The organism is Streptomyces sp. NPDC028368, assembly GCF_055565615.1.
On the sequence record NZ_JBVHTY010000006.1, the window covers coordinates 432,632 to 454,272 of the forward strand.

General features: G+C 72.0%; 22 protein-coding genes and 1 riboswitch. Of the genes, 14 read left to right on the forward strand and 8 right to left on the reverse strand.

Annotation, left to right across the window (positions count from 1 at the left end; translation table 11 throughout):
- The first annotated feature begins 106 nt into the window (after nucleotides 1-106).
- From rpe to ACZ4S3_RS17245, 7 genes are all read left to right on the forward strand, one after another.
- A complete protein-coding gene (gene rpe / locus ACZ4S3_RS17215; protein ID WP_467934007.1) occupies nucleotides 107-787 on the forward strand; it encodes a ribulose-phosphate 3-epimerase in 681 nt (226 codons plus the stop codon).
- A 199-nt stretch (nucleotides 788-986) separates the two neighbouring features.
- Nucleotides 987-1,976: a sugar-binding transcriptional regulator gene (locus tag ACZ4S3_RS17220; protein WP_467934248.1), complete on the forward strand. Its 990-nt coding sequence runs from the start codon at nucleotides 987-989 to the stop codon at nucleotides 1,974-1,976.
- A 72-nt stretch (nucleotides 1,977-2,048) separates the two neighbouring features.
- On the forward strand, nucleotides 2,049-2,504 hold the full coding sequence (locus tag ACZ4S3_RS17225) for a guanyl-specific ribonuclease (RefSeq protein WP_467934011.1): 456 nt from the start codon (nucleotides 2,049-2,051) through the stop codon (nucleotides 2,502-2,504).
- Nucleotides 2,505-2,541: 37 nt separating this feature from the next.
- The gene (locus tag ACZ4S3_RS17230) at nucleotides 2,542-2,985 is read left to right on the forward strand and encodes a barstar family protein (protein WP_467934016.1); all 444 of its coding nucleotides are present in this window, start codon (nucleotides 2,542-2,544) and stop codon (nucleotides 2,983-2,985) included.
- A gap of 163 nt (nucleotides 2,986-3,148) precedes the next feature.
- Entirely contained in the window at nucleotides 3,149-4,588 is a 1,440-nt protein-coding gene (locus ACZ4S3_RS17235; RefSeq protein WP_467934019.1) for a GuaB1 family IMP dehydrogenase-related protein, read from the forward strand.
- 462 nt (nucleotides 4,589-5,050) lie between these two features.
- Nucleotides 5,051-6,523 carry an amino acid permease gene (locus ACZ4S3_RS17240; protein WP_467934023.1) on the forward strand — a complete coding sequence of 491 codons (1,473 nt, stop codon included), beginning with the start codon at nucleotides 5,051-5,053 and terminating at the stop codon, nucleotides 6,521-6,523.
- Between the two features lie 10 nt (nucleotides 6,524-6,533).
- Nucleotides 6,534-6,989 carry an Lrp/AsnC family transcriptional regulator gene (locus tag ACZ4S3_RS17245; protein ID WP_403504857.1) on the forward strand — a complete coding sequence of 152 codons (456 nt, stop codon included), beginning with the start codon at nucleotides 6,534-6,536 and terminating at the stop codon, nucleotides 6,987-6,989.
- Here the strand turns inward: ACZ4S3_RS17245 and ACZ4S3_RS17250 are convergent.
- A complete protein-coding gene (locus ACZ4S3_RS17250) occupies nucleotides 6,986-7,477 on the reverse strand; it encodes a nuclear transport factor 2 family protein (protein ID WP_467934028.1) in 492 nt (163 codons plus the stop codon). The two genes, ACZ4S3_RS17245 and ACZ4S3_RS17250, sit on opposite strands and share 4 nt — an antisense overlap.
- Before the next feature lie 342 nt (nucleotides 7,478-7,819).
- Nucleotides 7,820-8,392, reverse strand: a complete 573-nt coding sequence (locus ACZ4S3_RS17255; protein WP_467934032.1) for a MarR family winged helix-turn-helix transcriptional regulator — start codon at nucleotides 8,390-8,392, stop codon at nucleotides 7,820-7,822.
- Between the two features lie 191 nt (nucleotides 8,393-8,583).
- Here ACZ4S3_RS17255 and ACZ4S3_RS17260 point away from each other — a divergent pair, with 191 nt between their 5' ends.
- The 3 genes from ACZ4S3_RS17260 (at nucleotide 8,584) to ACZ4S3_RS17270 (ending at nucleotide 11,807) form a co-directional block, all read left to right on the forward strand.
- Nucleotides 8,584-9,006, forward strand: coding sequence for a MarR family winged helix-turn-helix transcriptional regulator (locus ACZ4S3_RS17260; protein WP_467934035.1), 423 nt, complete (start codon nucleotides 8,584-8,586; stop codon nucleotides 9,004-9,006).
- Between the two features lie 171 nt (nucleotides 9,007-9,177).
- Nucleotides 9,178-9,987 carry a carbon-nitrogen hydrolase family protein gene (locus tag ACZ4S3_RS17265; RefSeq protein ID WP_467934038.1) on the forward strand — a complete coding sequence of 270 codons (810 nt, stop codon included), beginning with the start codon at nucleotides 9,178-9,180 and terminating at the stop codon, nucleotides 9,985-9,987.
- Between the two features lie 119 nt (nucleotides 9,988-10,106).
- Entirely contained in the window at nucleotides 10,107-11,807 is a 1,701-nt protein-coding gene (locus tag ACZ4S3_RS17270; RefSeq protein ID WP_467934041.1) for a flavin monoamine oxidase family protein, read from the forward strand.
- A 121-nt stretch (nucleotides 11,808-11,928) separates the two neighbouring features.
- Here the strand turns inward: ACZ4S3_RS17270 and ACZ4S3_RS17275 are convergent, their stop codons facing one another.
- Together ACZ4S3_RS17275 and ACZ4S3_RS17280 are read right to left on the reverse strand one after the other, a co-directional pair.
- On the reverse strand, nucleotides 11,929-12,861 hold the full coding sequence (locus ACZ4S3_RS17275; protein ID WP_467934043.1) for a TIGR03619 family F420-dependent LLM class oxidoreductase: 933 nt from the start codon (nucleotides 12,859-12,861) through the stop codon (nucleotides 11,929-11,931).
- 82 nt (nucleotides 12,862-12,943) lie between these two features.
- Nucleotides 12,944-13,651: a DUF5995 family protein gene (locus ACZ4S3_RS17280; protein WP_467934047.1), complete on the reverse strand. Its 708-nt coding sequence runs from the start codon at nucleotides 13,649-13,651 to the stop codon at nucleotides 12,944-12,946.
- A 207-nt stretch (nucleotides 13,652-13,858) separates the two neighbouring features.
- Here ACZ4S3_RS17280 and ACZ4S3_RS17285 point away from each other — a divergent pair, with 207 nt between their 5' ends.
- On the forward strand, nucleotides 13,859-14,311 hold the full coding sequence (locus tag ACZ4S3_RS17285; protein WP_467934051.1) for a phospholipase: 453 nt from the start codon (nucleotides 13,859-13,861) through the stop codon (nucleotides 14,309-14,311).
- Between the two features lie 46 nt (nucleotides 14,312-14,357).
- Here ACZ4S3_RS17285 and ACZ4S3_RS17290 read toward each other — a convergent pair whose 3' ends face one another.
- Nucleotides 14,358-15,803 carry a uracil-xanthine permease family protein gene (locus ACZ4S3_RS17290; RefSeq protein WP_467934055.1) on the reverse strand — a complete coding sequence of 482 codons (1,446 nt, stop codon included), beginning with the start codon at nucleotides 15,801-15,803 and terminating at the stop codon, nucleotides 14,358-14,360.
- Between the two features lie 145 nt (nucleotides 15,804-15,948).
- On the opposite strand from ACZ4S3_RS17290, the gene ACZ4S3_RS17295 reads away from it, so the two are divergent.
- Entirely contained in the window at nucleotides 15,949-16,425 is a 477-nt protein-coding gene (locus ACZ4S3_RS17295; protein WP_467934059.1) for an acyl-CoA thioesterase, read from the forward strand.
- 23 nt (nucleotides 16,426-16,448) lie between these two features.
- Here ACZ4S3_RS17295 and ACZ4S3_RS17300 read toward each other — a convergent pair whose 3' ends face one another.
- Together ACZ4S3_RS17300 and ACZ4S3_RS17305 are read right to left on the reverse strand one after the other, a co-directional pair.
- Entirely contained in the window at nucleotides 16,449-16,619 is a 171-nt protein-coding gene (locus ACZ4S3_RS17300; RefSeq protein WP_467934063.1) for a hypothetical protein, read from the reverse strand.
- 74 nt (nucleotides 16,620-16,693) lie between these two features.
- On the reverse strand, nucleotides 16,694-17,920 hold the full coding sequence (locus tag ACZ4S3_RS17305; protein WP_467934067.1) for an MFS transporter: 1,227 nt from the start codon (nucleotides 17,918-17,920) through the stop codon (nucleotides 16,694-16,696).
- A gap of 69 nt (nucleotides 17,921-17,989) precedes the next feature.
- Between ACZ4S3_RS17305 and ACZ4S3_RS17310 the strand changes: the two genes are divergently transcribed.
- Complete coding sequence (locus tag ACZ4S3_RS17310; RefSeq protein WP_467934071.1) at nucleotides 17,990-19,210, forward strand: ROK family transcriptional regulator; 1,221 nt, start codon at nucleotides 17,990-17,992, stop codon at nucleotides 19,208-19,210.
- Nucleotides 19,211-19,256: 46 nt separating this feature from the next.
- Here the strand turns inward: ACZ4S3_RS17310 and ACZ4S3_RS17315 are convergent, their stop codons facing one another.
- Nucleotides 19,257-20,042, reverse strand: a complete 786-nt coding sequence (locus ACZ4S3_RS17315) for an SDR family oxidoreductase (protein WP_467934075.1) — start codon at nucleotides 20,040-20,042, stop codon at nucleotides 19,257-19,259.
- 173 nt (nucleotides 20,043-20,215) lie between these two features.
- Nucleotides 20,216-20,346: riboswitch (FMN riboswitch) on the forward strand.
- Between the two features lie 152 nt (nucleotides 20,347-20,498).
- On the opposite strand from ACZ4S3_RS17315, the gene ribD reads away from it, so the two are divergent.
- On the forward strand, nucleotides 20,499-21,641 hold the full coding sequence (gene ribD, locus ACZ4S3_RS17320) for a bifunctional diaminohydroxyphosphoribosylaminopyrimidine deaminase/5-amino-6-(5-phosphoribosylamino)uracil reductase RibD (RefSeq protein ID WP_467934079.1): 1,143 nt from the start codon (nucleotides 20,499-20,501) through the stop codon (nucleotides 21,639-21,641).

Sequence of the window (21,641 nt, forward strand, 5' to 3'; positions counted from 1 at the left end):
GCCGGTACCCCCGGCCGGGGCGGTTGCGTGGGTGCGCGGGGCGGCCCATCCGGGGTGATCGCCGCCCGCCTCCGTCGGTCCGCGGGCCTCAGGCCATACTGGTGACATGGCCTTGATCAACCCCAGCATTCTGTCCGCAGACTTCGCCCGCCTCGCCGAGGAGGCGAAGGCCGTCGAGGGCGCCGACTGGCTGCACGTCGACGTCATGGACAACCACTTCGTCCCGAACCTCACGCTCGGCGTGCCGGTCGTCGAGTCGCTGCGCAAGGCGACGGACACCCCCCTCGACCTGCATCTGATGATCGAGGACCCGGACCGCTGGGCACCGCAGTACATCGAGGCGGGCGCCGGGTCGGTGACCTTCCACGTGGAGGCCGCGGCGGCGCCCGTACGGCTGGCGCGGGAGATCCGGGCCCAGGGTGCGCGGGCCTCGATGGCGCTCAAGCCCGCGACGCCGATCGAGCCGTACGAGGATCTGCTCCCCGAGCTCGACATGCTGCTGATCATGACCGTGGAGCCCGGCTTCGGCGGCCAGGCGTTCCTGGACATCATGCTGCCGAAGATCCGCCGGACCCGTGAGCTGATCTCCCGGCACGGGCTGGAACTGTGGCTCCAGGTGGACGGCGGCGTCTCCGAAGCCACCATCGAGCGGTGTGCGGAGGCGGGCGCCGATGTGTTCGTCGCGGGCTCCGCGGTCTACGGCGCGGACGACCCGGCCAAGGCGGTCCGGGACCTGCGCGAGAAGGCCGAGGCGGCGACGGCGGCCGGCTGGGGCTGCGCGCACTGAGGCCGGCGGGGCGCGTGGTGCGGGCCGTCTCCAGTGAGGCCGGCCGTGTCGTGGGTTGTCCGAGTCGCAACCGAGCGTTCACGGCCGTCGAGGCGGTCATGGTCCCCGTACACCTCGGGTTTCTGAAAGGATGAGCAAAGACTCGATCAGATGCGCAAAAGGGGAGAATTTCGTGGTAGCCAGCCGCCCACAGTCCGGAATGGGCCCCGCCGAGCTGGTGCAGGCGGCGGCGATGGCCCGCCGCTTCTATCTTGAGGGCAAGTCCAAGATCCAGATCGCGGACGAGTTCGGTGTCAGCCGGTTCAAGGTCGCTCGCGTGCTGGAGACGGCGCTGGAGCGGGATCTCGTACGGATCGAGATCCGGGTGCCCTCCGAGCTCGACGCCGAACGCTCCGACGCACTGCGGGCCCGCTACGGCCTGCGGCACGCGGTCGTCGTCGAGTCGCCCGCGGACGCTTCCGAGGACGCCGCGGACCCGGAGAACCTCGGCGAGGTCGCGGCCGACCTGCTGGGCGAGCTGGTTGCCGAGGGTGACGTACTGGGCCTGGCCTGGGGCCGGTCGACCATTCACATGGCGGCGGCGCTGCACCGCCTCCCGCCGTGCACCGTCGTCCAGCTGACCGGCGTGTACGACGCGGGCACCGCCGACCGCGGCTCGGTCGAGGCGGTCCGCCGCGCGGCCGATGTCTCCGGCGGCGAGGCGCACCCGATCTATGCGCCGATGCTGCTGCCGGACTCGGCGACCGCCGCCGCGCTGCGCGGCCAGACCGGCATCGCCCGCGCCTTCGAGTACTTCGACAAGGTCACCGTCGCCTGTGTCTCCATCGGCTCCTGGGAGCCGGGCGTCTCCACCGTCTACGACATGCTGAGCGAGGAGGAGCGCGAGCACTACGCCTCGCTGGGCGCGGCCGCCGAGATGTCCGCGCACCTCTTCGACGCCGAGGGCCGCCGTATCGGCCGGGACCTGGGCGAGCGCTGCATCACGGTCGAGGCCGACCGGCTGCGCCGGATCCCCGAGGTCGTCGCGATCGCGGGCGGCCGGCGCAAGGCCGCGGCGATCGGCGCGGTGCTGCGCTCCGGGCTGGTGACCAGCCTGGTGACGGACACCGCCGCCGCCGACCACCTGCTGCTGGAGACCGGCCCCGGCCCGCGCCCCGCCCTCGACCGGGCGGACCCGGACGGGGTCTGACGGCGCCACCGGCTGCCCGCGCCGCCGGTCATCGGCGGGCAGCGCGGGCGCGGCTGTGACAGCATCGGCGCCATGGTGATCCGCTCCACCTCGCGCCGGGCCGCCGCCCTCCTCGGCGCGCTGCTCGCCGGGCTGCTGCTCACACTCACCGGATGTTCCACGGGCGGGAGCGGCAACGGGAGTTCGGCGGGGGCGCCGTCGTTCTCGCCCGGTGTCTCCGGTGCGCCCCGCACACCCGGCTGGGCCAACGGCATGCCCGTCGTCGCGGTGGGCAAGCTGCCCCCGCAGGCGCGCGACACCCTCCGGCTCATCGACGCCGGCGGCCCCTTCCCCTATCGCCAGGACGGAACCGTCTTCGGCAACCGCGAGCGGCTGCTGCCCGCCCACCCGCGCGGCTACTACCACGAGTACACGGTCCCCACCCCGGGCTCCCCGGACCGCGGCGCCCGCCGCCTCATCACCGGCGAGAGCCACGAGACGTACTACACCGACGACCACTACCGGACCTTTGAGGCGGTGCTGCGATGACGTTCCCGGTACTGACCCACCCACAGGCGGTGCTCCGATGACGGGTTCCGTGCCCCGGCCGCTGGCGGCGGTGCTCGACGGCAGTACGCCTCCGGGGGTGCTGCCGTGGCCCGCCGACCGCCCGGTGACCGATGCGCTGGCCGCCGCCCGGGACGCGGGGTGGAGCGGTGCGGTCCTCGGTCTCGAAGGGGTCGTGGACAAGGCGGAGTTCATGGAGCGGTGCGCCCGCTCGCTGCGGCTGCCGCACTGGTTCGGCCGGAACTGGGACGCGCTCGCCGACTGCCTCACCGATCTGTCCTGGTGCCCCGCCGACGGCGGCCGGCTGCTGGCCCTCACGGGCTGGCAGGGGTACGCGACGGCCGCACCGGACGACTGGAGCATCGTCGAGGGGGTGCTCGCGGACGCGGTCGGATACTGGCGCGAAACGGACACCGGGCTGGCCGTGATCATGGCCCGCGGGGCGGCGCGGCGGGGTTCGTAGAAAAGTCCAGGGGCAGGTGTGCTATCACACGAAGGGAACACCGGTTCGCTTCATCCGGCAGGTATGAGGGATGATGTCCTAGGAGCCGCAGCCTGATCCGGTGAACGGTTCGACGCTGACTCCCCACCGGCCCAGACGTAAAACCGCAGGTGAGAGAGCCAGTATGCGTTTCCTGAACGATGCGAAGCCGCCGTACGACCTGACGTACGACGATGTGTTCATGGTGCCCAGCCGTTCCGCGGTGGGCTCCCGGCAGGGCGTGGATCTGTCCGCGCCCGACGGGACCGGCACCACCATTCCTCTTGTCGTCGCCAACATGACGGCGATCGCCGGCCGCCGGATGGCCGAGACCGTTGCCCGGCGCGGTGGCCTCGTGGTCATCCCGCAGGACATCCCGCTCGACGTCATCACCGAGGTCGTCGGCTGGGTCAAGCGCCGGCATCTCGTCCTGGACACCCCGATCGTGCTGTCCCCGATCGCGACCGTCGCGGACGCCCTGTCGCTGCTGCCCAAGCGGGCGCACGGCGCGGGCATCGTGGTCGAGAGCGGCCGCCCGGTCGGCGTCGTCACCGAGCACGACCTGGCCGGGGTGGACCGCTTCACCCAGGTTTCCGAGGTCATGTCCAAGGACCTGCTCGTCCTGGACGCCGACATCGACCCGCGGGAGGCCTTCAACCGCCTCGACGGGGCCAACCGCAAGCTCGCCCCCGCGGTCGACGCGGACGGCAAGCTGGTCGGCATCCTGACCCGCAAGGGCGCGCTGCGCGCCACCCTCTACAGCCCCGCCACGGACGCCGACGGCAAGCTGCGGATCGCCGCCGCCGTCGGTATCAACGGCGATGTGGCGGGTAAGGCCAAGGCGCTCCTGGAAGCCGGCGTGGACACCCTGGTGGTGGACACGGCGCACGGCCACCAGGAGGGCATGCTCAACGCCGTCCGGGCGGTCCGGGCGCTGGACCCGCAGGTTCCGATCGTGGCGGGCAACATCGTCGCCGCCGAGGGCGTACGCGACCTGATCGAGGCCGGCGCGGACATCATCAAGGTCGGTGTCGGACCGGGCGCCATGTGCACGACCCGGATGATGACCGGTGTCGGCCGTCCGCAGTTCTCCGCGGTACTGGAGTGCGCCGCCGAGGCCAAGAAGTACGGCAAGCACGTCTGGGCCGACGGCGGCGTGCGGCACCCGCGCGATGTCGCCATGGCGCTGGCCGCGGGCGCGTCCAACGTCATGATCGGCTCGTGGTTCGCGGGCACGCTCGAGTCGCCCGGCGACCTCCAGCACACCGCCGAAGGACGGCCGTACAAGGAGAGCTTCGGCATGGCCTCCGCCCGTGCGGTGCAGCGGCGTACGAGCGACGAGTCGGCCTACGACCGGGCCCGTAAGGGGCTCTTCGAGGAGGGCATCTCCACCTCGCGGATGTTCGTCGACCCGGCGCGGCCCGGCGTCGAGGACCTGATCGACTCGATCATCGCGGGCGTCCGCAGCTCCTGCACCTACGCGGGCGCGGGCTCCCTGGAGGAGTTCGCCGAGAAGGCCGTGGTGGGCGTGCAGAGCGCGGCGGGTTACGCCGAGGGCAAGCCGCTGCACGACAGCTGGAGCTGACGGAGCAGGGGAGCCGATGGGCTCTGTGACCGGCCTCGCACCGATGCGGTGCGGGGCCGCTCGCGTTTCCTGGCCGGCCGCCTGCCGCGGCATAACGGCGTTTGCGGGCTCCATCGCGCAACGAACCACCGCCTGCCGCGCCGGTGCGCAACGATCCTTCGCGATTGCGCAAGGAACCCGCATTACGGCAGGTCAACGCAGGGCCGTAAGGTCATGCGCTGTACGTGGAGTGGCGGAGACCGCCTGCTCGGCGGTCTCCCTTTTCTGCGGGTTGCCTCGGCATGCCCGCAGCCGGACCGCTGCCGGTCGCCGCCGTCCGCCTCCGTAAGGGGAATCCGTATCCGGGCCCCCTTCCGGAGCCCGCCATCGGGATCCGGCAACGGAATCCCGAACCGGATACCGCCGTCCGACGGCAGCGGTATCCCGCAGCGATTCACCGGCAGCGATAAAGGAGCCACCCCAGTGTTGGAGCACGGCGCAGCCCCGCCCGCAGGGGTCAGCGACCCCCGGCCGCCCACCCCGGGCGGTTTCGGCACCCGGCTGATGCGGCGCAAGCCCGTCGAGCGCCTGGTCGCCGAGGGCGGCCAGGGCGAGGGCGGCACGCTCCGCCGCTCGATGGGCATGTGGCAGCTGACGATGATCAGCATTGGGGCCACCCTGGGCACCGGCATCTTCGTCGTCCTCGGCCAGGCCGTCCCCGACGCCGGACCCGCGGTCATCATCTCGTTCGTCATCGCGGGCATCACCGCCCTGTTCTCGGCTCTCTCCTACGCGGAGCTGGCCGGCACCATCCCGGTATCGGGGTCGTCGTACTCCTACGCCTACGCCACCCTCGGCGAGCTGGTCGCCTGGATCTGCGGCTGGTGTCTGATCCTGGAGTACGGCGTCTCGGTCGCGGCCGTCGCCGTCGGCTGGGGGCAGTATCTGAACGAGCTGCTCAACGGCCTCTTCGGGTTCACCATCCCCGACGCGCTGTCCCAGCCGCCCGGTGACGGAGGCGTCTTCAACCTCCCGGCCCTGCTGGTCGTGATGCTGGCGATGGTCTTCCTGCTGGGCGGAGCCAAGGAGAGCGCGCGCGCCAACACCATCATGGTGGCGGTCAAGATCGTCGCGCTGCTGCTGTTCTGCGGCGTCGCCCTGCAGGGCGTGCGCTCCGGGAACTACGCCGACTTCATGCCGCTGGGCATGACGGGCGTCAGCGCCGCGGGCGCCACCCTCTTCTTCTCCTACATCGGCTTCGACGCCGCCTCCACCGCAGGTGAAGAGGCCAAGAACCCGCAGCGTGACCTGCCGCGCGCGATCATGCTCTCGCTGATCATCGTCACCGCGCTGTACTGCCTGGTCGCCGCCATCGCGGTCGGCGCGATGCCGTGGAAGAAGTTCCAGGGCTCGGAGGCCGCCCTCGCCGGGATCATGAAGGACGTCTCCGGACAGGACTTCTGGGCCGTGCTGCTCGCCTTCGGCGCGGTCATCGCCATCGCCAGCGTCGTCCTGACCGTCCTCTACGGCCAGACCCGCATCCTCTTCGCGATGTCGCGGGACGGCCTGGTGCCCAAGGTGTTCTCCAAGGTGCACGCCAAGAGCGGTGCGCCCCGGATCAACACCGTGATCGTCTCGCTGTTCTGCGGGGTGCTCGCCGCGGCCATTCCGCTGGGCCAGCTGGCCGACGCCACCAGCATCGGCACCCTCTTCGCGTTCGCGCTGGTCAATGTGGCCGTCGTCGTTCTGCGCTACACGCGTCCCGACATGCCGCGCAGCTTCCGTACGCCGCTCTCGCCGCTCTTTCCCGTGATCGGCTTCGCGCTGTGCGTCTACATGATGTTCAGCCTCGGTGCCGTGACCTGGCTGGTCTTCGGGGTCTGGATGGTCGTCGGCCTTGTGGTCTACTTCGGATACGGCATGCGCCGCTCCCGATTGGCCACAGCAGAAAAGTGATCCACCCGCAGTGCGACTGAACGATCTCGACGAACGCATCGTCCACGCCCTCGCCGAGGACGCCCGCCGCAGCTATGCCGACATCGGCCAGGAGGTCGGGCTCTCCGCCCCGGCCGTCAAACGGCGGGTGGACCGGCTGCGGGCCGAGGGCGCGATCACGGGATTCACCGTACGGGTCGACCCGGCCGCGCTCGGCTGGGAGACCGAGGGGTTCATCGAGCTCTACTGCAGCCGCAACACCTCGCCCGAGGCGATTCACCGCGGCCTGTCGCGCTACCCGGAAGTGGCGTCCGCCTCCACCGTCACCGGTGAGGCGGACGCCATCGTCCAGGTCTTCGCCGCCGATATGCGGCACTTCGAGCGGGTACTGGAACGGATCGCGGGCGAGCCGTTCGTGGAACGGACCAAGTCGGTACTGGTGCTCTCGCCGCTGCTGCGGCGGTTCGGGTCGGGGGCTCCGAGCTAGGGGGTGGCAGCCCCGGGTCCGAGGCCCGCCGGCAGCCGTGGCGGAGTGCCCTGCGTCCACACGATGCGCAGCGACGAGGCCGCGATCCGCCAGCCGTCCGGGGTCCGTACCAGCTCGCTGTCGGCGTGCCCCGCGGAGAGGAAGACCTCCCCGGCCCCCTCCGGGCCGTCCGCCAGGACGTGCGTACTCAGCTGGGTGCCGCGGGCGGTGGCCCGGTCGCCGTCGATCTCGATGACGGCATTGCCGCCCAGGTGCATCGTCCGGTCGAACAGGGCCATACCGCGCCGGACGTGTGCCAGGAGGTCATCGTGGCCGCGGACCGTGCCGATCGGCATCTCGGCGGTCACGTCCTCGGTGTGAAAGGCGCGGGCCCACGCCTCGTCGAACTTTCCCTCGTCCAGGGACCGCAGGTAGCGGTCCAGGAGATCGGTGATCTCGGCGCGGTCGGTGAGGTGCTGGAGCTGGTGGTGCATCGCTTCGTTGTCCATGGCCACGACCTTGCTACCTCAAGCGGACTTCAGGTCAAGGGCCGGTTCCTTGCCGCGTCCGAGGCGACGGTGGGCCAGGTCTCCGTGACCTCGTCGATCAGCGGACGGGTGGTGTCAGACGGGCCGCGGCTTCGACGATCCGCGGGCTGGGGCTGCACGCCCTGCCGATCCCGCTCGACCTGCCGCCGATCGCCATGGCGATGGCCTGGCACCCGCGTCAGGAGGCCGACGCGGGGCACCTCTGGCTGCGCGGGCTGGTGCGGGAGGTGGTGCGGGAGGCCCTGGGGGAACCGGTGGACGACGGCGCCTGAGCGCAGCGGGCCGCCCTGAGCCGCCGCCGGGTCAGTCCGCCGAGGGCCCGGTCGTGTCCGCCGAGGACCTGGTGACATCCGCCGCGGGCCCGGCCATGCCCTCCGCAGGTCCGGTCGCCGAGCCGAAATCGTCCATGAAGCGCGTGAACAGCCGGGCGAACGCGGCGCGTTCGGCATCCGGCCAGTCCCGGGTCACCCGCGCCACCACGGAACGCCGGAACGCATGCACCGTCTCCAGCACCTCTCGCCCGCTCGGGGTGACGGCCAGCAGAGTGCGCCGGCCGTCCGCCTGGTCGGCCTCCCGGCGGAGGTGACCGGCCTGCACCGCCGCCGCCACCAGCTTGCTCGCCCGCGGCTGGTCCACCCGCAGGGCGTCCGCCACTTCGCGCACCCCGACCGGTACGCCGCGCTCCTCGGCGGCCTCGACGACGTCCAGCACGTCGAACGCGGCACCCTCCGGTACCGGCCCCTTGGCCTGCCGTTCCGCCCGCCGCGCCAGCGTCCGCCGCGCGGCGCTGCGGCGCAGGGCCACCATGGCGCGCTCGATCGCCGCGACATCCCGGTCCGTACCGCTGGGTGCCCTGTGCCGCTTCGGCTCGTGCATCCGTATCCGCCGCCTCGTTCGTCGCCGCGCCTTGCTCCGTGGTTCGTGGTAAAGCATACTCAGCGACAGATACTTGTCTTGATGCAGGTAAATGCTCTTGCGCATGCAGTCCCATGACCCGAGAGGTCCGTGCGCTCGGAGAGGTCCGCGACCTCGGACGAGCTCGGAAAAGAACGGAAGGCGGGAATGTCATGACCACCCCCCTGAAACCCATCGGCTTCTACCTCAAGGCGCTCGATGCCCTGATCAACGAGGACTTCGCCCGGACACTGTCCGCACAGCGGCTGACCCGGCGCGACTGGCAGGTGCTGAACAGCCTCGCGCGTCAGGGTCCGCTCACCGAGGCGGAGATCGGTCGCCTCCTCGGCCCCTTCTGGGAGCCGGGAGCACGCACCCTCGACGAGGTCACCGGTGCACTGGCCGCCCGCGGCTGGCTCACCGGCGCCGGTGAGGGCCTCGCGCTCACCGGCACCGGCCGGCGGGCCCACACCGAGGTCGCGGCGCTGATCGAGACGGCCCGCGCCCGCCTCATGCGCGGGCTCACCGACGACGACTACCGCCGCACCGTGACCGTCCTCGACCGAATGACGGCAAATATGACCCCGCCGGACTGACGGCCGACGCAGGACCGGACCGGCCTGCGACGGGGCGCAACGAATCGCCGGGAAGCCCCTTGAACGCGCAACGAATGCTCCGCCGACGCGCAACGGTGGCGCCTTGTCCCAGGTCGGCGGCGGCCCGTACCGTCAATGCGTCCCGCCCGTACCGTCCCGCCGAGGGGTCCCATGCCGTCCCTGCACACCGCCCTGCTCCAGAGTTCGGGACGGCCCGGCGATGTCGCGCACAATCTGCGGGTGCTTGAGGACGCGGCCCGTGCGGCCGCCGCGACCGGTGCCGAACTGCTCGCCTGCCCCGAACTGTTCCTCACCGGCTACGCCATCGGCGCGGACATCCACCGCCTCGCCGAGCCCGCCGACGGCGAGAGCGCCCGGACCATCGGCCGGATCGCCGCCGAGCAGGGGATCGCGGTGCTGTACGGCTACCCGGAGCACGCCCCCCAGGACGGGGACGGCACCGTCTACAACTCCGCCCAGCTGATCGGCCCGGACGGCAACCGGCTCGCGAATTACCGCAAAACGCACCTCTTCGGCTGCTTCGAGCGGGAGTGGTTCACCCCGGGCGAGCAGGCCGTCGTCCAGGCCGAGCTGGCCGGCGTCCGGATCGGCGTCATGATCTGCTACGACGTCGAGTTCCCGGAGAACGTCCGGGCGCACGGGCTCGCGGGCACGGATCTGCTGCTGGTGCCCACCGCGCAGATGCACCCCTTCCAGTTCGTCCCCGAGTCCGTCATCCCGGTGCGCGCCTTCGAGAACCAGATGTATGTCGCGTACGTCAACAGGGTCGGCGAGGAGGGCGAGTTCGAGTTCGTCGGGCTCAGCTGCCTGGCCGGCCCGGACGGTGTCGTACGGACCCGCGCCGGCCGCGGCGAACAGCTGGTCCGCGCGGATGTCGACACCGACTTCCTCAAGGAATCCCGGGCGAACAACCCGTATCTGCACGACCGGCGGCCGGAGCTGTACGGCCCGCTGACGTGACCTGACCTCTCCCGCCTCTCCGCCTCTGCCTCTGTGCCCCTCTGACCCACCCGTTCTGCGCCCGCCTGCCCGGCGCGCTGCCGCCCCGCCCTGCCCTGCCTGCAAGGAGTCCGCCCCCGATGACGTCCACGGTGCCCACCGCCGCCCACCACGCGGATGCCCAGCCGCCGATCACCATGTTCGGCCCGGACTTCCCGTACGCCTACGACGACTTCCTCGCGCACCCGGCGGGCCTGGGCCAGGTGCCCGCCACCGAGCACGGCAAGGAGGTCGCGGTCATCGGCGGCGGCCTCTCCGGCATCATCACGGCGTACGAGCTGATGAAGATGGGCCTCAAGCCCGTCGTCTACGAGGCGGACAAGATAGGCGGCCGGCTGCGGACCGTCGGTTTCGAGGGCACCCCCTCCGAGGCCGCGGACCTGACCGCCGAAATGGGCGCGATGCGCTTCCCGCCGTCCTCGACGGCGCTCCAGCACTACATCGACCTGGTGGGCCTGGAGACCACGCCGTTCCCCAACCCGCTGGCGCCGGACACCCCCTCGACCGTCGTCGACCTCAAGGGCGAGTCGCACTACGCCCTCACCGTCGACGACCTCCCGCAGGTCTACCGCGACGTCATGAACGCGTGGAACGCCTGCCTGGAGGAGGGCGCCGACTTCTCCGACATGAACCAGGCGATGCGCGAGCGCGATGTCCCGCGCATCCGTGAGATCTGGGCCAAGCTCGTCGAGAAGCTCGACAACCAGACCTTCTACGGGTTCCTGTGCGAGTCGGAGGCGTTCAAGTCCTTCCGGCACCGCGAGATCTTCGGCCAGGTCGGCTTCGGCACCGGCGGCTGGGACACCGACTTCCCCAACTCCATCCTGGAGATCCTGCGGGTCGTCTACACCGAGGCCGACGACCACCACCGGGGCATCGTCGGCGGCAGCCAGCAGCTCCCGCTGCGCCTGTGGGAGCGCGAGCCGGCCAAGGTCGTGCACTGGGCGCCCGGCACGTCGCTGTCGTCGCTGCACGACGGCACCCCGCGCCCCGCCGTGACCCGGCTCCACCGCACCGCCGGCAACCGCATCACGGTCACCGACGCCGACGGCGACATCCGCACCTATGAGGCGGCCGTCTTCACCGCGCAGTCCTGGATGCTGCTGAGCAAGATCGCGTGCGACGACTCGCTGTTCCCCATCGACCACTGGACGGCGATGGAGCGCACCCACTACATGGAGTCCAGCAAGCTCTTCGTCCCCGTGGACCGGCCGTTCTGGCTGGACAAGGACGAGGAGACCGGGCGGGACGTCATGTCGATGACGCTGACCGACCGTATGACGCGCGGTACGTATCTGCTCGATGACGGGCCCGACCGGCCCGCCGTCATCTGCCTCTCCTACACCTGGTGCGACGACAGCCTGAAGTGGCTGCCGCTGAACGCCAACGAGCGGATGGAGGTGATGCTGAAGTCCCTGTCGGAGATCTATCCGAAGGTCGACATCCGCAAGCACATCATCGGCAACCCGGTCACCGTCTCCTGGGAGAACGAGCCCTACTTCATGGGCGCGTTCAAGGCCAACCTGCCCGGCCACTACCGCTACCAGCGCCGCCTGTTCACCCACTTCATGCAGGACCGGCTGGCCGAGGACAAGCGCGGCATCTTCCTGGCCGGCGACGACATCTCCTGGACGGCGGGCTGGGCCGAGGGCGCCGTGCAGACCGCGCTCAACGCGGTGTGGGGCGTGATGCACCACTTCGGCGGCGGCACCGATGCGGCCAACCCGGGCCCCGGGGACGTGTACGACGAGATCGCGCCGGTCGAGCTGCCCGAGGACTGAGCCGCCGGCCACTCACCCTTCGGGGGCTCGGCCGTCGGGGACCGAGTCCCCGACGCGCGGGCCGGAGCGAGGCCGTACGGGTCGGAGTCCGGCCTCGCAGACCGGAGTCCGGCCGCACGGGTCACAGTCCGGCCGCGCGGACCCGGGCGTACAGCTCGGCGGCGCGGTCGGTCAGCTCCTTGCCGTCCCGGCAGAACACCTGGAGATCCAGCAGGACCTCGTGGGCACCCGCCTCGGCGGCCGCGGCCAGATCCTCGACGACCTGGCCGTGGCTGCCGGTGTACGGGCGGCGGTCCGCCTCCGGGAGCGGTGCGCCGGTCAGCTCGACGCCCACCCGCATCGAGACATCGATCGCCCCCGCTCTCCGCCCGTGCCGCTCCGCCGCCTCGGTCAACCTGCGGATCAGCGGCGCCAGTTGGGCCCCGGTGAGATGAGCGGGCAGCCAGCCGTCGGCACGCCGCGCCACCCGTTCCAGCGCCCGGCCGCCGGTCGCGGCCAGATAGACCGGGATCGGACGGGCCGGCTTGGGCCCCACCGAAGCCGCTGCGATCTCGGTGTACGCCCCTTGGTACGCGACCGGATCCGGGCCCCAGACCGCCGCACAGACGTCCAGCAGCTCGTCCAGCTGCGTGCCGCGGTCGGCGAAGTCGGTGACCCCGGCGGCGCGGTACTCGTCCTGCGACCAGCCGGTGCCGAGCCCGGCCAGCACCCGGCCGCCGGATGCCGCATCCAGCGTCGCCAGCGTCCGCGCGAACGGGAAGGGGGCGTGCAGCCCGGAGACCAGCACGCTGCTGCCCAGCCGTACATGGCCGGTGACGGCGGCGGCCAGCGAGAGGGTGACCAGCGGGTCGGCGCACTTGCGGTAGTAGTCGGGCCAGGCCAGACCGGGCACCTGGTACAGGTCGTCCAGCGGCTCCTGGGGGAACAGGGTCCGTTCGAAGACCCACACACTGTCGTAACCGGTCTCTTCCGCCGCGCGGGCCACTTCCAGCACATCGCGCCGCGGGTCGTACCGGGCCATCTGCGGGAGCCCGAGCCCCAGCCGTAGCGTCATACGCGGCACTTTACGACGGCGGCCGCCGGATCGGAACGACGCCCGGAGAGGCCGGCGGCAGGGGTCGCAGGGGCACGCCGCTCTAGTTCAGCGGCGTCAGCAGGCACCGGCCCACCAGCCCGACGCTCGCGTCCAGACGCTCGGCGAATTCCTCCGCGACCTCGGGCAGCCGGCGTGCGCCCCACAGCATCCGGGCCGCGGCCCAGGCGGCGTCCCGGGCCATCTCCAGGCTCCAGGAACCGGCGAGATGGGTGAGCGGATCGGCGATGTCCAGCAGGTCGGGGCCGGGCATCAGGCTCTCCCGGATCCGCTCCTCGAGCCCGGTCAGGACGACGCCGATACGGTCGAAATCCCCCTCCAGGGCGGACGGTTCGCAGTCCAGCACCTGGCAGGTGTCCAGCACCGCCAGCGCCAGATCGTGGCCGATGTGCGCATTGATCCCGGCCAGGGCGAACTGCAGCGGATGGACGCCGGGGTGGCGGCGCAGCTGGAACAGCGGGCGCCAGCAGGCGGGCGGCCGCAGCCCCGCGGTCGCGGCGTCCACCGCGGCGAAGTAGCGCCGTGCGAACCGGATGTCCAGTTCGCCCGCGGCCACCGGGTCCGCGAACGCACCGTCCCCGATGCGCCCCGCCACCGCCTCGGTGACGGTCAGATAGACGCGGTTGAAGACGGCCACCCCGTCCCGGGCGGGCAGCGCCGCCTCCAGGGCCCGCATCCGCGCCAGCACCTCGCCCACTCCTGCCGCCGCCGCGGAGGGCGGCCGGGCGTCCCGCTGCTGAGTTGTCGTCATCCGTTCAGCGTGACAGCAGCCCCCGGATATGCGGCCTTTGCCGGGTACCGATGACCTGATCGGGGTAATAACTGGTGCGCCCTCTTGTGCTTTTCAGCTGAGCCTCAAAGCGCGCCAACGGCCTTTGAAAACCACATATCGCGGCGTCATCCCCAGGAATCGCCGCAGCACCGTGCCCGACGCGGTGCCGAATTCCGGAGGTTGTGCATGCCCCGAAGACTTGCCGCAGCCCTGTCCGCCCCGCTCCTGGCCATATCCGCGCTGCTGGTCGCGGCCGCCCCGGCACCGGCCGTACCCGCCGACAAGCCCTACCTGCTGTCCGGTTGGACGCAGACCGACGCCGGCAGCTACAGCAACTGGGTGGCCGCCCGGGGTAATCGGGCGAAATGGTCCGCCTACGCCTTCGACTGGTCCACCGACTATTGCTCCAAGTCGCCCGACAATCCCTTCGGCTTTCCCTTCGAGATCTCGTGCGCGCGGCATGACTTCGGCTACCGCAACTACAAGAAAGCGGGCACTTTTCCCGCGAACAAACCCCGGCTGGACAGCGCGCTGTACGCCGATCTGAAGCGGGTCTGTGCGCGCTACTCCGGCGCCAGGAAGAACTCCTGCACCGCACTGGCCTGGACGTACTACGAGGCCGTGAAGCACCTCGGCTGACCGGGCGCGGGCCGGGCCGTGGGCCGGGCCGGGGCGCGAAGCGCCGTCAGCGGGACCCCGGCCCCGTCTCCCCGCCCGTCTCCCCGCCCGGCTCGTCGCCGCCTGCCCCGTCGCCGCCCGTTGCCGCGTCGTACGACGAGGTGCCTTCGTCCAGCAGCGGCGGCTCGGCCTTGAGATGCGCGGGAGCCAGGGCGCGCAGCACGTGATATCCGGCGAGCACCACGATCGTGCCGAGCGCGATGCCGCCGAGCTCGAAGTTGTCGCTGATGCGCAGGCTGACGCCGCCGACGCCGATGATGATGCCCGCGGCGACCGGCACGAGGTGGAGCGGATTGCGCAGATCCACCTTGTTGTGCACCCAGATCTGGGCGCCGAGCAGGCCGATCATGCCGTACAGGATGACCGTGATGCCGCCCAGCACCCCGCCGGGGATCGCGGCCACGACCGCCCCGAACTTCGGGCACAGACCGAAGAGCAGGGCGAAGCCGGCCGCCGCCCAGTAGGCCGCGGTGGAGTAGACCCGGGTGGCCGCCATGACGCCGATGTTCTCGGAGTACGTGGTGTTGGGCGGGCCGCCGACCGCGGTGGAGAGCACCGAGGCGGCGCCGTCCGCGGAGATCGCGGTGCCCAGCTTGTCGTCCAGCGAGTCGCCGGTCATCTCACCGACCGCCTTGACGTGTCCGGCGTTCTCCGCGACCAGGGCGATCACCACGGGCAGCGCCACCAGGATCGCCGACCACTGGAAGGTGGGTCCGTGGAAGGACGGCAGGCCGATCCAGTCCGCCTTGCCGACGGCGGAGAAGTCGAGCCGCCAGTGGTCGGTGACCTTCCCCGCGCCGTTGATCGAATGGATCTGCCCGAAGATCCGGTCGAAGACCCACGAGACGGTATAGCCGAAGACCAGCCCGAGGAAGATCGCGATCCGCGACCAGAAGCCGCGCAGACAGACCACGAACAGCCCGGTGACCAGCATGGTCAGCAGCGCCACCCACTGGTCCTGCGGCCAGTACGTACTCGCCGTCACCGGCGCCAGGTTGAAGCCGATCAGCATCACCACCGCGCCGGTGACCACCGGCGGCATCGCGGCATGGATGATCCGCGCCCCGAACCGCTGGACCGCGACGCCCACCAGGAACAGCGCGACGCCGACGACGAGGACCGCCCCGGTGACGGTCGCGCTGGTACCGCCCTGGGCGCGGATGATCGCGGCGACCCCGACAAAGGAGAGCGAGCAGCCCAGGTACGAGGGCACCCTGCCGCGGGTGGCCAGCAGGAAGATGACCGTCGCGACACCGGACATCATGATGGCGAGATTCGGGTCAAGGCCCATCAGAACGGGCGAAACAAAACTCGCGCCGAACATGGCGACGACATGCTGTGCGCCCAGGCCCGCGGTCCGCGGCCAGGACAGCCGCTCGTCCGGCCTGACCACGGCCCCCGGGGCCGGATTGCGCCCGTCGCCATGCACGGTCCAGCGCACGCCGAGGCCCATGACTGCTCCACTTCTCCGAACGGTGATGACGGAGCAGTTTCCCATCCCGGCGGGCAAAGCATTCTAAGCGGCCGCTTACGATGGCTTTGGAATACGTCACGCGAAGCGCCGCAAGAGCCTCGCAAGAACATCAGGAGCACCACCCGTGAGCGTCGAAGCCCTCCAGGCCGCCCACTCCGTCCCGTACGGACAACTGGTCCCCGTCACCGTCCACTTCGACGACCTCGACGCGCTCGGCATGCTCCACAACTCCCGCTACCCGCTGCTGGTCGAGCGCGCCTGGGGCGAGTACTGGCACGGTCACGGATTCGGCTTCGACGGCGACTGGGCCGCCGCGGGTGATATGTGCAACGTCATCAAGGAGATGCGGCTGTCCTACGAGCGCCCGATCACCCGCGCCGGCCGCTACGCCGCCCACCTGTGGGTCGAGCGCCTGGGCCGCACCGGCCTCACCTACGGCTTCCGGGTGTGCTCGGCCGACGGGACCGAGACCTACGCCCAGGGCCACCGGGTACTCGTCCGCGTCGACTCCGCAACGATGCGCCCCACCCCGTGGTCGGACCGGGCGCGGGCGATAGCGGACAAACTGCGGCGACCGGAGGCGGCGGCGGACGCGGCCTGAGCCGCCCTCCTCCGCCGCCCGCGTCACATGCCGCAGTGACGCACGGCTCGCGCCACGGCGATCCCACCCGCCTGGTGGAAGGCCTCCTCGCGGGTGTCCAGGCCGCACCCGCCGTTACGTACGTGGCGGATATGGACGTCGGGTATCCGGTACGGGGGAAAGCGGCGGACTTCCTGCGCGGGGCTGGCGGTCATGGGGGCTCCGGGAGGGCGGCCGGTGCGGCGTCGGTCGGCGCACCGTTTCACGAGCGTTTCCGGATCGCTCGCCGTTACGAGCGTTCCAGGTCGCTCGCCGGCGCGGCCACCGTTTTACGGGCCTCGCGCCCCGGCACCCGCAGCACCCGCGCCCCCACCACCAGCCCCATCGTCAACGTCGTGACCAGCGCGAACGACACGGTCAGCGAGGTTGCCTGGGCGATCCCGCCGATCGCGGAGGGAGCGATCAGGCCGGAGGTATAGGTGATCGTGGCGACGCCCGCGATGGCGTGGCTGGGGGCCGGTCCGCTGCGGGCGGCGGCCGCGAAGGCGAGCGGGACCACGACCGCGATGCCCAGGCCCATCAGGGCGAAGCCGGTCATCGCCATCGCGGGATGCCGGGCCGTCATGATCAGCAGGCCGCCGGCCGTTGCCAGCACCCCACCGCTGCGTACCGTGCGCACCGCCCCGAACCGGGCCACCACCTTGTCGCCGGCCAGCCGGGCAACGGCCATCGTGCAGGCGAATGCGGTGGTCGACGCGGCCGCCAGGCCGGCGTCGGTGCCCAGTACGTTCCGGAGATAGACCGCAGACCAGTCCAGGCTCGCGCCCTCCGCGAAGACCGCGCAGAAGCCCATGGCCCCGATGATCAGCGCGGACTTCGGCGGCAGGGCGAAGCGCGGCGGCGGATGTTCCTCCGGCGCGCTGCGCAGGTCCAGTACGCCCTGGCAGGCGAGGGTGCCGAGAAGTGTCAACACCAGGGCGGCGCCGCCCAGATGGAGCCGGGCGTCGGTCCCGGCGTGCGCGGCGACGGTGCCGGCCGCCGAGCCCAGCAGGGCGCCCGCGCTCCACATGCCGTGCAGCCCCGACATGATCGGTCTGCCGAGCCGGTCCTCGGTCTCCACGCCCAGCGCGTTCATCGCGACATCCGACATGCCCGAGGCCGCGCCGTAGACCAGCAGCGCGGGGCACAGCACGTACAGGCCGGGGGAGAGGGCGGGCAGGGCCAGGGCGAGGGTCCACAGGGCGAGCAGGACGCGTAGCGCGGTGCGGGCGCCGAGGCGGTGGCTGATCCGGCCGGCCAGCGGCATGGCCAGGGACGCGCCGATCGCGGGGAAAGCGAGGGCGAGCCCGAGCCGGCCCGGTGTGATGGCGGTGTGGTCCTGGATCCAGGGGATGCGGGTGGCGAACGTTCCGGTGACCGAGCCATGAAGGAGGAAGACGAGGGCGATGGACCGGCGTGCGCGGCGCAGCCCGTGGGCGGGGAGTGGGGTGGCGTCGGGGACGCCGGTGCCGACCATGGGCGATAAATTATCAGGAACCTTACCTGTTAATAAGAGTCCCGACCGGAAGAGTGAAAGGATCCGGCCATGCATGCATCGCGCGCAGGCGCCGCCGGCCGCACCGCCTCCCCGGCCACCGCACGGTGGATCAACGACCGGCTGGCCCTCCAACTCCTGCAATCCGAGGGGGCTTTGACGGCAGGTCAGCTGAAATCGCTGACCGGCCTGTCCCGGCCGACCGTGGCGGATCTGGTCGAGCGCCTTCAGGAGGCCGGGCTGATCGCCGTGGTCGGCGAGAGCGGCGCGCAGCGGCGCGGCCCCAATGCCCGCCTCTACGGGATCGTCGCCGACCGGGCCCATCTCGTCGGCCTCGATCTGCGCACCCACAGCGCCACCGTCGCGGTCGCCGACCTCCTGGGCCACCTCCGCGCCGAACACACCGTCCCCGTCGGCCCGGACGACACCCCCGACACCGCCGTCGGGGCCGTCCTCGCCGCTGTGGACAAGGCCCTCGGCGCGGCGGGCGCCCGCCACCCGCACACCATCGCCGTCGGCGCCCCCGGGCTGGTCGACCCCGCCACCGGGCGGCTCGGCGGCACCGACTGGATCCCGTCGTGGCACGCCACCCTCGTCGGCGAACTGCGCGACCGGATGGCCGTACCGGTCCTCCTGGAGAACGAGGTCAACCTCGCCGCCATCGCCGAACAGCGCGGTGGCGCGGCCCGCGACCGCGACACCTTCGTCCTCCTCTGGCTCGGCCACGGCACCGGCGCCGCCGTCGTCCTGGACGGGGCGCTGCGCCGCGGTGCCTCCGGCGGCACCGGCGAGATCGGCTTTCTGCCCGTCCCCGGCACCGCCGCGCTGCCCTCCGCCGGCGGCTGCGACGGCGGCTTCCACTCGCTGGCCGGTTCCGCCGCGATCTGCGCGCTGGCGGCGGAATCCGGCCTGGTGGCGGACGCCGGCCCGGCCGGCCCGCCCGATACGGATTCCCCGCCGGCCGAAGCCCTGGTGCGGGCCGCGGTGACCGGCGGCCACACCGCGTTCCTCGACGCGCTGGCCGCGCGGATCGTCCTCGGCGTGGCGGCGGTCTGTGCCGTGCTCGACCCCGGCTGCGTCGTCCTCGGCGGCGAGATCGGCCGGGCCGGCGGCGCCGCGCTCGCCGAACGGGTCGCCGAGCACCTCGCCCGGCTGTCGCCGCTGCGCACCGAGGTGCGGGCGGGGACGGTCGGCGGGCGGGCGGTGCTGCTCGGCGCGGTGCTCGCCGCCCGGGAGGCCGCGCAGAACGAGCTGTTCGCGCCGGCCGGCTGAGCCGGGGCCGCCTCGTCAAACGCCCGCCTCGTCACCGTCGGCCCCGTCACCGTCGGCCCCCGTCACCGCCCCCGGCCCGCTCCGCAAGGAACTCCGCGTACGTCCGCCTCCCGTCCGCATGCTCCGGTGTGAGAATCCCGCCCCGCCGCAGCGCCGCGAACACCCGGCCCGGCAGCCACAGCGGTACCAGCGGGCGCCGCCGCCCGCCCGCCTCCAGCGTGGCCCGTACGAGGTCCCGGGCCGCCAGGACCTCGGGCCCGCCGAGGTCGGTGACCCGCCCGGCAGGCGGGCCGGCCGCCAACTCGGCCAGCCGGGCGGCCACCTCGTGAACCTCGACCGGCTGCACCCGTACCCCCACCGGCACCGGCACCACCGGCGCCCGCGCGCCCGTCTTCACCGCCGACAGCACCAGATCGTGGAACTGCGTGGTCCGCAGCACGCTCCAGCCGAGGCCGGAGTCCTCGGTCAGCCGCTCCACCGCGAGCTTGGTGCGGTAGTAGCGCAGCGGAACCAGGTCCACGCCGACGATGGAGATGTAGACCAGATGGGGTACGGCGGCCGCCCTCGCCGCGTCGATCAGCCGCCCCGCCGCCTCCGTGTCGCCGCCCGTCGGCGTCGAGGCGCAGTGCACGATCGCGTCCACCCCGGCCACCGCGTCGTCCAGCCCGGTGCCGTCGCGCAGATCGACCGCGTACGCCCGCAGCCCGCGCCGCTCCCGGCCGGTATGCGGCCGGCGGCTCAGCGAGCGGACGTCGTGCCCGTCGCCGAGCAGCCGGTCGACCAGGACCCGCCCGAGCGTGCCCGTGCCGCCGGTCACCAGAATTGTCGCCATCGCGGATCAGTCCTCGGGGGTGAGAGGTATCGGTGGTGTCCCCACTGTGACGAGAGGGAGCCGCCGTCCGTGACACCCGACGCGCCCGCCTCCTGTGAGCCACCCCACAGGCCCTCGCCCGCATGGGCGACGATCAGCCGTGGCAGACTGAAGCTGTACTGACATAACAGCAGCAGCGCACTCCGGGGTCGGTGTAATTCCGAACCGGCGGTAACAGTCCGCGACCCGTCCGCAGCCAGCGGCCGGTTGAGCAGGTGAAATTCCTGCACCGACGGTGAAAGTCCGGATGGGAGGCAGTGCGCGGCGGGCGAGCTTCGGTACACCGCCGTCGGCGGCGCGTCCGGTCGTATCTCCGGGCGGGCCCTCTTTTCCGGCCCGGTGTTCCCGTTGGCCTCGTTTCCGCTTCTGTCGTCCAGACAGCCCCGGAGTCCGTGCCCGAAGAGGCAGGAGGACCCGGTGGCCACCGCAGCCCCCGACGAGACCACGGCGATGCGCCGTGCCATCGAGCTCGCCGCGCGCGGCCTCGGGCACACCAGCCCCAACCCGGTCGTCGGCTGTGTCGTCCTGGACTCCGCCGGCCGTACGGCCGGTGAGGGCTGGCACCAGCGGGCCGGCGGGCCGCACGCCGAGATCCACGCGCTGCGCGCCGCGGGCGAACGGGCCCGGGGCGGCACCGCACTGGTCACCCTCGAACCCTGCAATCACACCGGCCGCACCGGCCCCTGCGCCCAGGCGCTGATCGACGCCGGAATCGCCCGCGTCGTCTACGCCGTCGCCGACCCCAACCCGACCGCCACCGGCGGCGCCGTCACCCTGGACCGGGCCGGGATCGACGTCGAGGGCGGACTGCTCGCCGACGAGGCCGCGGCCGGCAACGAGGCGTGGCTGACCGCCGTACTGCGTCACCGCCCCTTCGTGCTGTGGAAGTACGCCGCCACCCTCGACGGCCGGATCGCCGCCGCCGACGGCACCAGCCGCTGGATCTCCTCGCCCCAGTCGCGCGCCGACGTCCACCGGCTGCGGGCCGCCGCGGACGCCGTGATCGTCGGCTCCGGCACCGCCCGCGCCGACGACCCGCAGCTCGGCGCCCGGATCAGCGGCCTCTCGGACGACGAGATCAGCCAGCCGCTCCGCGTCGTCGTCGACTCCGGCGCCACCGCCGTCAAGGCCGGCGCCCGCGTCCTGGACGGCACCGCTCCCACCCTCATCGCGGTCGCCGAGGACGCCGACGCCGCCCACCTCGAAGGCCTCGCCCCGCTCCTCCGGCTGCCACGCGCCGCCCAGGGGCCCGGCCTGCACATCCCCGCCCTGCTCAAGGCCCTGTACGAGCGCGATGTGCGCTCCGTACTCCTCGAGGGCGGGCCCACCCTCGCAGGGGCCTTCCTCGCCGCCCAGGCCGTCGACAAGGTCGTCGGCTATCTCGCGCCGGTGCTGCTCGGCGCGGGACCGGCCGCCGTGGGCGACGCCGGAATCACCACCATCGCCCAGGCGTTGCGGCTCGATGTGACCGACACCGAACGGCTCGGCCCCGATCTGCGTATCACCGCCACTCCCATCCGCCATGCCCGCCACGAGCATGCCCTCCACGAGGAGAACTGA